Annotated in this window: 11 protein-coding genes; 8 read left to right on the plus strand and 3 right to left on the minus strand. The window is 73.8% G+C overall.

Annotated features, from left to right (window positions below; all coding sequences use genetic code 11):
- Positions 1-23 precede the first annotated feature (23 nt).
- Positions 24-1,178 (minus strand): acyl-CoA dehydrogenase family protein, encoded by a 1,155-nt coding sequence (locus tag BJ981_RS26365; protein WP_184614748.1) that lies wholly within the window; start codon positions 1,176-1,178, stop codon positions 24-26.
- Positions 1,179-1,339: 161 nt separating this feature from the next.
- Here BJ981_RS26365 and BJ981_RS26370 point away from each other — a divergent pair, with 161 nt between their 5' ends.
- Positions 1,340-1,720, plus strand: coding sequence for a hypothetical protein (locus BJ981_RS26370; protein ID WP_184614750.1), 381 nt, complete (start codon positions 1,340-1,342; stop codon positions 1,718-1,720).
- On the opposite strand, the gene BJ981_RS26375 is transcribed toward BJ981_RS26370, so the two are convergent.
- Together BJ981_RS26375 and BJ981_RS26380 are read right to left on the minus strand one after the other, a co-directional pair.
- Positions 1,707-2,690 carry a lytic transglycosylase domain-containing protein gene (locus tag BJ981_RS26375; RefSeq protein ID WP_184614752.1) on the minus strand — a complete coding sequence of 328 codons (984 nt, stop codon included), beginning with the start codon at positions 2,688-2,690 and terminating at the stop codon, positions 1,707-1,709. The two genes, BJ981_RS26370 and BJ981_RS26375, sit on opposite strands and share 14 nt — an antisense overlap.
- A 103-nt stretch (positions 2,691-2,793) precedes the next feature.
- Positions 2,794-5,160 carry an AfsR/SARP family transcriptional regulator gene (locus BJ981_RS26380; protein ID WP_184614754.1) on the minus strand — a complete coding sequence of 789 codons (2,367 nt, stop codon included), beginning with the start codon at positions 5,158-5,160 and terminating at the stop codon, positions 2,794-2,796.
- A gap of 571 nt (positions 5,161-5,731) precedes the next feature.
- On the opposite strand from BJ981_RS26380, the gene BJ981_RS26385 reads away from it, so the two are divergent.
- The 7 genes from BJ981_RS26385 to ppk2 all read left to right on the plus strand — a co-directional run bounded on the left by BJ981_RS26385 (position 5,732) and on the right by ppk2 (position 14,465).
- Complete coding sequence (locus tag BJ981_RS26385; RefSeq protein ID WP_221314771.1) at positions 5,732-6,976, plus strand: hypothetical protein; 1,245 nt, start codon at positions 5,732-5,734, stop codon at positions 6,974-6,976.
- Between the two features lie 23 nt (positions 6,977-6,999).
- Complete coding sequence (locus BJ981_RS26390; RefSeq protein WP_184614756.1) at positions 7,000-9,114, plus strand: tetratricopeptide repeat protein; 2,115 nt, start codon at positions 7,000-7,002, stop codon at positions 9,112-9,114.
- 104 nt (positions 9,115-9,218) lie between these two features.
- Positions 9,219-10,289 (plus strand): alkene reductase, encoded by a 1,071-nt coding sequence (locus tag BJ981_RS26395; protein ID WP_184614758.1) that lies wholly within the window; start codon positions 9,219-9,221, stop codon positions 10,287-10,289.
- Between the two features lie 46 nt (positions 10,290-10,335).
- A complete protein-coding gene (locus BJ981_RS26400; RefSeq protein ID WP_184614760.1) occupies positions 10,336-11,049 on the plus strand; it encodes a YqjF family protein in 714 nt (237 codons plus the stop codon).
- A 115-nt stretch (positions 11,050-11,164) separates the two neighbouring features.
- Positions 11,165-12,361 (plus strand): YVTN family beta-propeller repeat protein, encoded by a 1,197-nt coding sequence (locus tag BJ981_RS26405; protein WP_184614762.1) that lies wholly within the window; start codon positions 11,165-11,167, stop codon positions 12,359-12,361.
- On the plus strand, positions 12,358-13,422 hold the full coding sequence (locus tag BJ981_RS26410) for a metallophosphoesterase family protein (RefSeq protein ID WP_204070757.1): 1,065 nt from the start codon (positions 12,358-12,360) through the stop codon (positions 13,420-13,422). Before BJ981_RS26405 ends, BJ981_RS26410 begins: the two co-directional genes overlap by 4 nt.
- A 92-nt stretch (positions 13,423-13,514) precedes the next feature.
- Positions 13,515-14,465: a polyphosphate kinase 2 gene (gene ppk2, locus BJ981_RS26415; protein WP_184614766.1), complete on the plus strand. Its 951-nt coding sequence runs from the start codon at positions 13,515-13,517 to the stop codon at positions 14,463-14,465.
- The last annotated feature ends 143 nt before the right edge of the window (positions 14,466-14,608 follow it).

Below are 14,608 nucleotides of genomic sequence, written 5' to 3' on the forward strand. Positions count from 1 at the left end.
TCTCCTCGCCGGTGTCCCTCGGCTCACAGCACGCCCAGGGCGGCCTTGCCGACGATGTCGTGGACCAGGCTCGCGTTCGGCGGGTGGAACGGCCCGGCCTGCACGTCCCGGATGATCCGCTCCAGCTCGCCGGCGCGGAACAGCGCGCCGCCGCCGTACACCCGGGCAGCCAGGTCGACGACCTGCTTGGCGCCCTCCACCGCGTTGTACTTGGCCGCGAACAGCTTGGGCACCCACCGCGCGCCGTGGTCGGCCCCGGCGTCCCAGTCGGCCGTCACCTGGTCGAGCTGCGCGCCGATCGCCTCCAGCCGCAGCGCCGCCTCGGCGATGTTCCACTGGACGAACGGGTGGTGGGCGAACGTGCGCCCGCCGAGCTCCTTGGAGGTGCGCTCCCGCGCCGCCTCCACGGCCAGGTCGTAGGCGCGCCGGGCGATCGCGGCGTAGATGGCGCCGAACAGCGGCAGCACCCAGCCGAAGATGCCGAGGATGAACGCGTCCTGCGGCGGCCCGGCCGGCAGGACGCGGGAGACGTGCGCGGGCCCGGCCTCGACGCCTTCCAGGATCGTGTCGTCGCTGCGCGTCGGCCGCAGGCTGAGCGTGTCCCACGTCTCGACGGTCCGGTGGCCCGGCGCCTCCCTGCGCACGAAGGCGTGCACGACCTTCGGGCCGGCGGGGTCGGAGTCGTCCAGCGCGTGCACCCCGAGCCAGGTCCAGGCGGGGGAGAGGGAGGTGAAGATCTTGCGGCCGTAGAAGCGGTACCCGCCGTCCGGCAGCGGCTCGGCGCGGACGTTGGAGTGCCCGAGGCCGAGGTCGTTGCCCGGCTCGCCGTGGCCGGAGGCGAACAGCTCGTCGCGGGCGGCGGCCTCCAGCAGCCAGTCCAGCGAGCGGTCCCCGGCGGCGCGCACCCCCGCCGCCGCGCCGGTCCAGTAGATGTGCATGTTGATCGCGAGGGCGGTGGCGGGGGAGCGGTAGGCCAGGCGGCTCTGCTCGCGGGCCACCTCGCTCAGGGTGAGGCCGAACCCGCCGAGTTCCTCCGGCACCGCGATCCGCAGGTAGCCGAGCTCTCTGAGCTCCTCGTAGTCCTCGGCGAAGAAGGCGTTGTCACGGTCGTAGGCGGCGGTCCGCTTGGCGAACCGGTCGAGTAAGTCGTCGGTCAGCAGGCTACGGTGCGTCGACATATGCCGACTGTAAGAGCCCGTTCCCGCCTATACAAGTTTCCCTACCGGTTATACATGGAAATTCCCGGTATGCCGCCCCACCCCCGACGAACCTCTGCCCAAGGCGCGTACGGCTCGCGTCGATTCTTGCGGTGCTTGGCCGGTTTTGAGACGGTTCAGGGATGGAAGGCACGTCGGCCCGGCGCGACCACGAGGCGCTCGTCACCGCCAGGCGCGTCGCCCGGGCGCTCGGATACACCGCGGCCGAGGTCACCGAACTGGCCGTCGACCTGGGCGGCGACGGCCGCCGCGACTGGCCCACCGCCGACCTGCTGCTCGCCGCGCTCGCCGAACTCACCCGCCGCGATCCCGCCCGCCGCGACCTCGTCGGCGCCGCCGAGGCCGGAGAGATCCTCGGCCTCACCCCTACGGACGTGCTCCGGCTGGCGGAGCGCCCCGAGTTCCCCGAACCCCGCTACACCCTCGCCGCGGGCGACCTCTGGGCCCGCGCCGACATCGTCGCGTTCCACGCCAGGGAGGCCCCGCGGCTCACGGGCCGGTGAGGCGGAGGTCGCCCTTGGTGGTGAGGACGAAGACCTGCCAGCTGTGGTACGCGTAGTAGGCGCGCGCGTCGCGCCTGATCTGGCGGGCGTACCGCTGCACGGCGTCGACGTAGCGGCGGTCGTGGTTGTAGGCGTACAGCGCCCGCCGGTAGTCGCCCGGCGCGCCCGACGCGCGCAGGTAGTTGGCCGCCCCCGTCACGGCGTCGCGCGGGTCGTGCACGTCGCCGCCGAGGCCGTACGCCTTCCACGTCGCGGGCATGAACTGCATCGGCCCCTGGGCGCCCGCCGAGCTCGGCGAGCGCAGCCGGCCGAACTTCGTCTCCACGAGCATCACGGCGGCCAGGACCTCCCAGTCCACGCCGAACCTGCGCTCGGCGCCGCGCATGTACCCGCGCAGGTCTTCGGCGCGCGGCGGCTCCTGCGTGCGGAACCTGCCGGGCGTGGAGGTCGGGCGGGTGAGGTCGAACAGGTCGCGCGCCGCCTCGGCGTTGTCGCGCGCCCGGTCGGCCACGGCGGCAGGGAGGCGCGCGAGCGTGCGCCGGGTCAGCCCGGCGTCGTGCCCGAGCACCCGGTACAGGCGTTGCTGGTGCAGCGACCACAGGACGACCGCCTCGGGCGGCTCGCCGCCGGCCTTGCCGTCGTCGCCGCGCCAGTCGTCGATCGCGCGCTTGAGCGCCGCCTCGGTGGTGACCACGGCCTTGGCCAGCCGGTCGGGGGAGGTGGGGATCGCGGCGTCCGGCGCGGGGGGCGCGTCCAGCGCCTCCGTGGACGCGGACGGCCGGACGGGCGAGGTCGCCGTCCCCGCGGAGCCTTCCGAGCCGGCGTCGCCTGATTCGTCCGCGGCGCTCGCCGAGGGGGCGGGGGACGCCGCCGGTGGCGCGGGGGCGGGTTCGCGTGGCGCGGCCGTCGTCGCCCCGCAGCCGGAGACCAGCACCGCGAGGGCCAGCCCGCCGATCCACCGCCGTCTCATCGCGTGCCTCCCCGGATCACCGCCCTGTCCGACCCGCCCGACGATACCGCCGTTCACCGCCCCGCGATCCCCGGCGGCACGCCGATCCGGGACACGCCGCAGGTCATTCCGTGGAGAGCTCTTGGAACGGCGCCTGCGGACCGGCCGGTCGCCGGGACGCCTCGGACCGGGAAGCCCGCAGTTCGGTCAGGCGGGCCAGGGCGTCCGCCTCGGCGCGGAAGGCGCGGAGGTCGGCGAACAGGGCGCGGGCCGTGCCGAGATTCTCCAGGCAACTGTCGTAACGTTCCATCGCGTGGTCGAGCTCGGCCAGCCCGCGCAGCATCACGGCCTCGCCCAGCCGGTTGCCCGCGTGCTGGCAGGCGGCGAGCGCGGTCCTGTGGGTGTCCTCCAGGTCGTCCCACCATCCGCGCGCAAGCGCGGGGTTCAGCAGGGCGGCGGCCAGCTCCCAGGCCAGCTCGTCGTGGCCGATCGCGGCGGCCTGCCGTACCCCGGCGGCCAGGCACGCGCGCTCGCCGCCGAACCATGACAGCGGGTCGGCGAGCAGCTCCTCGTGGACCTGGACGGGCGCGGGCCAGCGCGGCGCCCGCCCGCGCACGGGCGCGTGCCCGGGGAGGTGGTCTTCGGCCTCCTGCGCGAGGGCCAGGAGGGTGGCCAGGGCGCGGGTGACCACCACGCGGACGGTGCTCTCGCTCTCCTCGATGGCGGCCCGCTCGCGGGCGTACAGGTGCACCACCCGGTGGAACCGGTACCGCGTCCGGCCGGTCGCGTGGTCCGCCGCGTCCAGCAGGCGCGCGTCGATGAGGACGTCGGCCAGCTCCTCCGCCGCGACCAGGGAGACCTCCAGCGTGGTGGCCGCGGTCCAGGCGGCGAAGGACGGCAGGTCCAGCACGCCGAGGAGGCGGAACGCGCGCCGAGCCTCCTCACCGACCCGGTGGTAGGCGTCGTCCAGCTTGGCGCGCACGTCCAGGTCACCGACGGCCAGCTCGTCCAGGCCGCCCAGCGCGAACCGCTCGGCGAACCGGGTGAGCGTCCAGTGCGGGCGGGCGGCCAGGCGCGTGGCGGCGGCCCGGATCGCCAGTGGAAGCCCTCCGCATGCCCGCACCAGCTCGGCGGCGGCGCCCGGCTCCGCGGCCAGGCGCTCCTCGCCGAGGATCGCGGCCAGCAGCCCTTCGGCGTCCCCCGGCTCCAGCACGTCGAGGTCGACCACGCGGGCGCCGGGCCGCCCCGACAGGCGGGACCTGCTGGTCACGATGACCGTGCAGGTGGGCGAGCCGGGCAGCAGGGGCCTGACCTGCGCGCACCCGTCGGCGTCGTCCAGCACGGTGAGGATCCTGCGCCCGGCGACGCGGCTGCGGTAGAGGTCCACGCGTTCTTCCAGGTCCTCGGGGATGGCCGGGCCGTGGATGCCGAGCGCGCGCAGGAACCGGGTGAGCACCCGTCCCGGGTCGGCGGGCTCGGGGCCGCCGCCGAGCAGGTCGGCGTAGAGCTGGCCGTCGGGGTAGGCGTCGGCGAGCCGGTGGGCTACGTGGACGGCCAGGGCGGTCTTGCCCACGCCGCATCGCCCCGAGATCAGCAGCACCTTGACCGGGCCGGGTTCCCGCGAGGCGAGCATGCCGCACAGGTCCTCGACGAGTTCGTCGCGCCCGGTGAAGTCGGCGATGTCGGCCGGGAGCAGCGAGGGCCGTACGGGCGCGGCGTCGTAGGAGGACGGTGGCACCGTCTCCTGGCGCAGCACCTGGAGGTGGGCCGCCCTGAGCTGGGGGCCGGGGTCGATGCCGAGCTCGTCGGCGAGCCGGGCGCGCACCGCCTCGTACTCGGCGAGCGCCTCGGCCTGCGACCCCGCGGCGGCCAGGGCGAGCACCAGCCAGGCGTGCACGGCCTCGTTGAGCGGCTCGCCGGAGGCGACCACCCGAAGCTGGGGGATGACCTCGGCGGCCGCGGCGAGCCGTACGGCGATCCCGGCGGCCTCCAGCAGGACGTTGATGCGCTCCTGCTCGACGGCGCGCACCCAGGGGTGCCCCTTGAGGCTCTGCCCGAGGTCGGACAGGCACGGGCCCTGCCACAGGCGCAGGGCGCGCAGCAGCAGTCGCAGCGTGGCCTGGGGCGAGCCCGCCTCCCTGGCCTCGGCGGCGAGGGCGCGGAAGCGGAGCAGGTCGGCGTCGCACCGGTCCAGCCGCAGGACGTAGGCGGAGCCGAGAGCGGCGAGGCGTGAGGAGCCGGAGCGGGGGACGTGACCGGGGTCGAGGCGGCGGCGCAGGCGGCCGATGTAGGTCTGGACGAGGTTGACGACGGAGTCCGGCGCCTCCACTCCCCACAGGGCGTCGATGATCTCATCCCGGCGGACGGGCGCGCCCGCCTTGAGCAGCAGCAGCGCCAGCACGGCGCGTTGTTTCTCCGAGCTCAGCTCGACCTCGGTGTCCCCTCGCCATACCCGTAACGGCCCCAGTACCTGAAACCGTATCGACTCCATGTCGCTCCCGAGGAAAAGGGCTAAGTCAGTGAAGGAAATTGCAGAAGCATATGTTTTATCGGGAGGGCGTGGCGAGAGTGGTTTGTGTCCTATATCGGCCATCTATCCCCAGTTGCAGGGCGGATTGGAGATTTGCCCGAACGGTCCAGAATTTTCGGGCCGGAATCGCGCACGGAGACGTCCGCGGACCCGCCCGGAGAACGCCGGAGACGAGCGGAGGGAGCACGACGGTCCCCGCGCCGCGCCCGCCCGCCATGAGTTCCCTGGATCCCCGCTGACGGTGCGCTGGACCGTGCCCGGCCCCGCGGGCGCGGCCCGTCCAGCGCCGCGACGGCGCCGGTCCAGCGCGGCAGGTCATTGTGGCCGCAGAGCCAACCGGCACAGCGGGAGGAGGTACGAGATGAAGAAGATCACGATCCGTAAGGCGGGTCCGGTCCGCCTCACCGCCGCGGCGTGCGGCGTCTACAAGAAGAAGCCGGCCTAAGTACCGCTTCCGCCGGCGCGCCGCGGCACGGGGCGATCCCCGGCCCCGGCGCGCCGGTGACCCCGCTCCCGCCTGGAGGGCTGATCGTTGACTGACGCGGAGGCCGTGCAGGACGCCCCGATCGCGTACGACCCGGACGCGCCGCTCCCCCTGCACCCGCTGGTCCACCTCGCCGACGGCGAGGAGGTGACGGTGGGCAGGCCGGACATCGACTCCTACGGCATCTTCCCGCCCGACGGGGCCGAGCTGCTGCGCCGGCTCGAGGAGGGCATGACCCCCCGGGACGCGGCCGCCTGGTACGCCGCCACCTACCGGGAGAACGTCGACATCGACGACGTGATCGCCGCCCTCGGCGAACTGGACTTCCTCCGCGCCGGCGGCGAGTCCGCCCCCGAGCCTTCGGCCCCCCTGCGGTGGAGGAGATTCGGCACGGCCCTGTTCTCCCCGCCCGCCTGGATCCTCTACGGCCTGCTCATCACGTGGGCGCTCGTGGCGGCGGTGCGCGCCCCCGACCTCGTGCCCCGCTACGGCAACATCTTCTTCACCGAGTACTACACGGTCATCGAGGTGACCCTGTTCGTCGCGGCCGTCCCCCAGCTTCTGCTGCACGAGGCGTTCCACGCGCTCGCCGGGCGGCGGCTCGGCCTGCGCTCGCGGCTGCGGATCGGCCGCAGGCTGTACTTCATCGTGCTGGAGACCTCGCTGGACGGCCTGGTCGCGGTGCCCCGGCGCAAGAGGTACCTGCCCATCGTGGCCGGGATGCTGGCCGATCTGCTGGTCATGGCCGCCCTCACCGTCGCCGCGGACCTCACCCGCGAGCCGGGCGGCGGGTTGTCCTTCGCCGGCAGGTTCTGCCTGGCCTTCGCGTTCGCGATCCTGCTGCGCATCATCTGGCAGTTCTCCCTGTACCTGCGCACCGACCTCTATGTCCTGGTGTCCACGGCGCTCGGCTGCGTCGACCTGCACACGACGGCCAAGCAGATGCTCGCCGACCGCGTGAACCGCGTGCTCGGCCGGCGCGACCGGCTGCACGACGAGTCCCGGTGGCACCCGGTCGACCGCAGGGTCGCCCGGTGGTATTCCTGGCTGATCGTGGCCGGCTACACCGTGAGCCTGGCGACGTTCCTCGCCGCCGTGCTGCCCCTCACCTACCAGATGTTCGCCGGAGTGCTCGGCCGCTTCACCGGCGGCGGGGCCACCTGGGCGGAACTGCTCGACTCCGCCGTCTTCACCGGATTCGTCGCCGTCCAGCTCGCCGTGCTCGCGTGGATGACGGTCCGCGACCGGCTCCGCCGCCGCCGGGAGGCGCGGCTCCACCACGTCATCGCCTGAGCCACCACCTGAAGGGACCCGCCATGGGTGATCATCTCTGGATCCGGGGAGCCCGGCGCCGCGACCGGGAGCTGTTCGTCGCCGGGCTGGACCTGCCGCCCGCCTTGCCGGCACTGGACGCGCACCGGCGGCTGCGCGGCCCCTACACCGCCGCGGGGACGCTGGTCCGCGCCATCTTCCACGACGCCGTGGCACGGCTCCCCGAGCTCGGCCCCCGGCACAACATCGAGATCTCGACCAGCGCGCCCGAGCTGGTCCGCGCCGTCCCCTCGGCCTGGACCTCGATGGAGTGGACGGTGAACGGCGGCGAACGCACGCGGTTCTACTCGCGGCTGCACACGCTCAACATCGCCAACGGGCTCGCCGAGCTGCTACGGGACTACCTGCGCGAGCTCGGCGGGCCGCGGACGCTGGTCGTCGAGAACGTCCACGAGGCCGACCCGACCGACCAGGAGTTCATCGCCGTCCTGATGCGGCGCGGCGACCTCGGCGGGCTCACCGTCGTCGCCTGCACCGGCCCGGACCCCGTCCCCGACCCGCCCGGCGAGCCGTCGGTGTCGCTCGCCCGCGTCATGGACCGGCACGCCACGCGCCTGGACGCCCCCGCCGCGCCCGGCGAGCCGGACGGCCCCGAGCCCAGCGGCAGCGCGTACGTCGCCCTCGACGGCGTCAGCGACGACCCCCGCGTCATCGCCGCCTACGAGCGGCTTCCGCGCGAGGAGCGCGCGCGCCTGCACGACGCGCGCGCCGCCGAGCTGCGCGCTCGCGGAGAGTTCTCCCTGCTGCTCGGCGCCGTGCCCTACCACGCCGAGCACGGCGGCGACCCGGGCGGCGCGGGCCTCGCCGCGCTCTGGGCCGCCATGGACCACTGCCGCGACGTCGGCCTCTACCAGGCCGCGGCCGAACTCGGCGTGCGTGGCAGCGCGATCGCCGACCTGGCCACCCAGGAGGACTGGTGGTGGAAGTTCAACGACGCCACCGGCATCACCATGGCCTCCGTGGGCCGCGCCGACGAGGCCAAGGCCATCTACGACGAGGCGCGCGCCGCCACGGCCGACCCGATGATCCACATGGAGCTGGCCTACGGCACCGCGATGCTGTACTCGCGCCACTTTCCCGAGCCGCGCCGGGACTACCAGCAGGCCAGAGCGTGGATCAACATCTCCATCGCGATCGCCTCACTGATCGAGGACCCCAAGAAGCGCGCCTTCCACACCGTATTCGGCGGGAACGGGCTCGCGCTGGTCGAGGTGCGCCAGAAGAGCCCGAACGAGGCGCTGCGGCTTCTGGAGCAGGGCATGGCCCGGCTCGACAGGGAGCTGGAGCCGGGCGAGCACATCCTGCACCGCACGGTGCTGCGCTACAACCGGGCCCAGGTCCTCGGCATGATGGGCCGGCTGGAGGACGCGCTGGCCGACTACGAGGCCGTCGTCGAGCGCGACCCCGACTTCCCCGAGCACCACTTCAACGTCGGCAACATCCTGCGCCGTCTCGGCAGGGACGAGGAGGCCGTCGCCGCCTACGAGCGCGCGCTGAGCCTGTCGCCGCCGTTCCCCGAGGCGTACTACAACCTGGGGGACACGCGGCTGGAGCTCGGCGACGTGGAGGGCGCGCTGCGCGACTTCGGCTACACCATCGAGCTCGACCCGGCTCACGTGGACGCCCGGGTCAACCGCGCCGGCCTCCTGCACGAGCTGGGCGACGCGGACGCGGCCTGGCAGGACGTGACGGCCGGTCTGGAGATCGCCCCCGCCAATCCCCACCTGCTGTGCCTGAAGGGGCGGCTCCTCGCCGGGCGCGGCGTCCTGGACGCGGCGCGTGAGACCCTCACGGAGGCCCTGCGCGGGGACGACCGGCTGGCCGAGGCGTGGGCCTCCCGCGGGGAGGTCGTGTTCCGGGAAGGCGACCCGAGGGAGGCGCTGCGCGACCTCGACCGGGCGCTGGAGCTGAGCGACGCGCCCGCGATCCGTTTCAACCGGGCCGTGGTGTGCCAGGAGCTGGGCCGGTACGCCGAGGCGGCGGACGGCTACGAGAAGGTGCTGGCCGAGACCGGGGACGAGGAGGCGGCCGACCGCCTGAGGACCTGCCTGACCGCCCTGGGCGCCGCGTCCACGGCCACCACCGCCCCCTCGTCCTGAGCGGCGTCCCGCCCGAGTACTCAGCCCTCGCGGGGCCCTTCTGAGGGCGCCCCGCACGGACCCCGGCCCCGCGAGGCCCTTCGAGCCTGACGGAGGAAGCTGCGATGCCCGACCTGTTCGAGCCGGTGCGGCTGGGACGGCTCCGGCTCCCCAACCGGCTGGTCATGTCGCCCATGACCCGCAGCCGGGCCGACGAGCGCGGAGTGCCGCACCCGGAGGCCGCCCTCTACTACGCCCAGCGCGCGACGGCGGGACTCATCATCGCCGAGGGCACGCAGCCCAGCCTGGCCGGCCAGGGTCACCCCGGCACGCCCGGCCTGCACACCCCCGAGCAGGCGCGGGCGTGGCGGGCCGTCACCGGCGCGGTCCACGCCGCGGGCGGGCGCGTCTTCGTCCAGCTCATGCACGCCGGGCGCATCGGCCACCCCTGTGTCAACGGCCTGTGGCCGGTGGCGCCGTCCCCGGTGCGGGCGGCGGGGCGGCTGTTCACCCACACGGGCATGCGCGAGCTTCCGGTGCCGCGCGAGCTGAGCGCGAGCGAGATCAGGGCCACCCTGAGCGACTTCGCCGGCGCCGCGCGCCTGGCGGTCGAGGCCGGCTTCGACGGCGTCGAGCTGCACGGCGGCAACGGGTACCTCGTCCACCAGTTCCTGGCCGCGCGCACCAACCGCCGCCGCGACGCCTACGGCCGCGACCGCGGCAGGTTCGCGGCCGATCTGGTGGCGGTCGTGGCCGAGGCCGTCGGCGCGGACCGGGTGGGCCTGCGGATCACGCCGGGCGACCGGTGCAACGACATGGCCGAGGAGGACGCCGAGGATTTCTACCCGGACCTGGTCGCCCGGCTGGCGCCGATCGGCCTGCTGTACCTGCACATCGCGGGGGTCGCCGCCGGTTCGGCGGCCGCAGGACGGCTCCGCGCGTGCTGGCCGGGCGCCCTCGTGGCCGCCCCCGGCTCCGGCGGGACGCCACGGCCGGACGGCGGTCGCGCCGACGGGGAGCGATGGCTCGCCGCCGGCGCCGACCTGGTCGCCTATGGCCGTGGCTTCCTGGCCAACCCCGACTTCGTCGAGCGGCTGCGCACCGGCGCACCCCTGAACTCCGCCGACCCGGCGACGTACTACGGCGGCGGCGCGCGTGGCTACACCGACTACTCCCGCGCGCCGTCCCCTACCTGACGCGGCGACACGGCTACGCGCGGGCGGCGCGGGGTAGGCCGGTGTCATGCGGACGACGCGCGCGCACCGGGTCGCCCAGGCCGTGATGTACCACACCTGGGCCGACATGACCTTCGTCCACTGGCGGTACCCGGCCGCCGTGATCCAGGAGCTGCTGCCTCCCGGACTCACCGCCGAGGAGTTCGACGGCTCCGCGTGGGTGGGGCTCACGCCGTTCCTCATGAAGGACGTGCGCCCGCGCGCCCTGCCGCCGCTGCCGGGGATGTCGCGCTTCCCCGAGACGAACGTGCGCACCTACGCGCGCGACGGGCGGGGACGCGGCGGCCTGTGGTTCCTGTCGCTGGACGCCGGCCTGCTGCCCGCCGTGCTCGCCGCGCGCGCCGTCTACGCGCTGCCCTACCACTGGGCGGGCATGTCGGTGCGCGTCGCGGGCGAGCGGGCCGTGTACCGCTCCCGCCGCCGCTGGCCGGGGCGGGAGGGCGCGCGCTGCCACGCCGAGGTCGAGCTCGGCCCGCCCATGGACGAGGCGGACGGGCTCGCGCGCTTCCTGACCGAGCGGTACCGGCTGTTCACCGTCGTCGCGGGACGGCTCGCCACGGCCGAGGTGGACCACCCGCCCTGGCCGCTGCGCCACGCCCGGCTCACGCGCCTCGACCAGGACCTGCTCCAGGCGGGCGGCCTGCCCGCCCCCGAGGGGGAGCCGTTCGTGCTCGCCTCGCCGGGCGTGCGCGCCCTGATCGGCATGTGGAGCCTGGTGTAGGGCGCGGGCAAAGACGAACCCGGCGCTAACCCTCAATTGAGCGTCCGCTGACCATCGTGATCTTAACGTTTCCGTAGCCGGCACCGAGCCGGAGCGGACGGCGAAAGGGCAGGTCATGCGGCGGCGAACAACGTCGGAGGACACGGCGCGGCGCGCGCGCATCCTGGCGGCGGTCGCGCTCGCCCTCGCCGCGCCCGGCTGCTCGGGCGGCGACGCGCGGCAGGCCGTCACCGCCGCCAAGCCCCCCGCCGCCGCCCCCGAGGATCCGGGCAAGGCCGGCGCGAAGGAGGCGGGCAAGGGTCAGGTCACCGACGTCTACGCCAACGACAGGCCCGGCATGCTCAGCCCCGTGGTGGCGCGGTTCCCCTCCCGGGTGTACGTGCCGAACAGCGACGCCGGGACGGTCAGCGTGATCGACCCCCGCACCTACAAGGTGATCAGGACGTTCCCGGTCGGCCGCCGCCCCCAGCACGTGGTGCCGTCCTGGGACCTGAAGACCCTCTGGGTGAACAACAACGAGGGAGACACGCTGACCCCGATCGACCCGGTCACCGGGAAGCCGGGCACGCCGATCGCGGTCGAGGACCCCTACAACCTGTACTTCACCCCGGACGGCGCCACGGCGCTGGTCATGGCCGAGCGGCTCAACCGCCTGGACTTCCGCGACCCCCGCACCTTCAAGGCGCGCGGCTCCCTGGCGATGCCGTGCCGGGGCATCAACCACGCCGACTTCACCGCCGACGGGTCGGCCTTCCTGGCGAGCTGCGAGTTCTCCGGCCACCTCGTCGCCGTCGACCTGGCCGCGCGCAAGGTCACCGAGATCGTGCGCCTGCCCGTGCACGGCGCGCGCCACAGCATGCCGCAGGACGTGAAGCTGTCCCCCGACGGGCGCACCTTCTACGTCGCCGACATGGCCATGGGAGGGGTCTGGCTGATCGACGCGCACGGGTTCCGCGTCCGGCGGTTCGTCAGGACGGGGGCGGGCGCGCACGGGCTGTACGTCAGCCGCGACTCCAAGAACCTCTACGTCTCCAACCGGGGCGCCGGGTCGGTGTCGGTGGTGTCGTTCGCCGAGGGCAGGCCGGTCGCGACGTGGCGCATCCCCGGCGGCGGGTCCCCCGACATGGGCGGGGTGTCGGCCGACGGGCGCCTGCTGTGGCTGGCCGGGCGCTACCACGGCGAGGTCTACGTCTTCGACACCGAGGACGGGCACGTCGTCCGCAAGATCAAGGTCGGCGCCGGCCCGCACGGCCTGGCCGTCTACCCACAGCCCGGCCTGCACTCGCTGGGCCACACCGGCGTCTTCCGGTGACCTCCGGCCGGGCCCCCTCCGGCCGCGCCGGGCCGTCGTCCGCCCGGGCCAGCCTCATGTCCGCCAGCCTCATGTCCGCCCGCGCCCGCCTCATGTCCGGCCGCGCTCGCCGGCTGTCCGTGCTGGCGGCCGGCGGCGCGCTGGCCGCCGCCTGCGCCGGGCCGGTGGCCGCGCGCCCGGGGGGCCCGGACCCTGTGACGTCCCTGCCTGCGACCACGTCCGCGAGCCCGCCCAAGAGCCCGTCCGCGAGCGCGTCCGGCCCGGCGGCGGCCCCCGTCGTGGCCGCCGCCGGGGACATCTCCACCCGCTGCACGGGGAAGGGCTGCGGCGCGCGGGCGACCTCGGACCTGGCGCTCGCCCTGGACCCGGACGCCGTGCTCGCGCTCGGCGACCTGCAGTACCCCTCCGGCGCGCTGCGCGACTTCCGCGCCTACTACGACGTCACCTGGGGCCGTTTCAAGGACCGCACCCGGCCCGCGCCCGGCAACCACGAGTACCGGACCCCGGGCGCGAAGGGCTACTTCCGGTACTGGGGGAGGGCCGCCCGCCCCCGGGGCAGGAGCTGGTACGGCTTCGACCTCGGCGCCTGGCGGCTGATCTCCCTGGACTCCACCGCCCCGCACGGCCCCGGCTCGGCGCAGGCGGCGTGGCTGGAGTCCGAGCTGGCCGCGCACCCGAGGCGCTGCGTGCTGGCCTACTGGCACCACCCGCGCTTCTCCTCCGGCCGGGCCCACGGCGGCGACCCGAGCGTCGGCACGTTCTGGAAGGCGCTGTACGCGGCGCGTGCGGACGTCGTCCTGGCCGGTCACGAGCACAACTACGAGCGCTTCGCCGCGCTGCGCCCGGACGGGGAGCCGTCCGGGGACGGCCTGCGCCAGTTCGTCGCCGGCACCGGCGGGGCGAGCCACTACCCGTTCGGCCCGCCCGTCACGGGCAGCGAGTTCCGCGACGCCGCGCATTTCGGCGTGCTGCGGCTGGTCCTGCGTCCGGGAGGTTACGACTGGCGCTTCGTGGGCAGCGGGGGGCGAGTCCTGGACTCGGGCGGCGGGCGGTGCGTCTGACCACTGCGTGATCCGGACTGTTCACAGTGCGTTTCGATAAATGTCGTAAATCATGAAATGCTGGTGTTATGGATCCGGGGCACTTTGACGGCATGCATGCCCAACGCCTGGCGGCGACCAGTGACCTGCTCGACCGGACCCCTGGCCTGTGGGTCGACGCGGGCGACGACGACGATCCCGTCCTCTACTACGCCGACGGCCGTCCGGTGGACACCTGGCGTGAGCACTACCCCTACACCCGGCGCATGTCGCGCCCCGAATACGACCAGACCAAGCGGCTGCTTCAGATCGAGCTGCTGAAACTGCAGTACTGGATCAAGGACACCGGCGGCCGCCTGGTGATCCTCTTCGAGGGCCGCGACGCCGCGGGCAAGGGCGGCACGATCAAGCGGTTCATGGAGCACCTGAACCCGCGCGGCGCGTCGGTCGTGGCGCTGGAGAAGCCCAACGAGCGCGAGCGCACGCAGTGGTACTTCCAGCGGTACATCGCCCACCTGCCCGCGGCCGGGGAGATCGCCATGTTCGACCGGTCGTGGTACAACCGCGCCGGGGTCGAGCGCGTGATGGGCTTCTGCACGCCCGAGGAGTACGACGAGTTCATGCTGCAGACGCCGTTGTTCGAGCGCATGCTCGTCCGCGACGGCATTCGCCTGGTCAAGCTGTGGTTCTCGGTCACCAGGCGCGAGCAGCGCACCCGGTTCATCATCCGCCAGGTCGACCCCGTGCGGCAGTGGAAGCTGTCGCCGATGGACCTGCAGTCCCTCGACAAGTGGAACGAGTACACGCAGGCGAAAGAGGACATGTTCCTCAACACCGACACCGAGGACGCGCCCTGGACGGTCATCAAGAGCAACGACAAGAAGCGCGGCCGGATCGAGGCCATGCGGCACGTCCTCAGCCTGTTCGACTACGAGAACAAGGACCACGAGGTGGTCGGCACGCCCGACCCGCTGATCGTGCGCTCGGCGTCGGACATCGTCGAGGAGGACGTCTCCGACGCCATGGAGGACCAGGACCTCACGCTGCCGCCGCCCTCGTCGTGAGACCGCACGCGCGTCCGCCCGGGGGTGAGGAAACTGTCCCCTTGGAGTACGTGAGCATTCCGCCGGGTGAGGCAGAGCCTCCCCGTGGCGACCAGGTTCCTACCTTTTGGCGACATCTCCAGCGATGATCCCCGCGTCCTTAC

The organism is Sphaerisporangium krabiense, assembly GCF_014200435.1.
Taxonomy (GTDB): domain Bacteria; phylum Actinomycetota; class Actinomycetes; order Streptosporangiales; family Streptosporangiaceae; genus Sphaerisporangium; species Sphaerisporangium krabiense.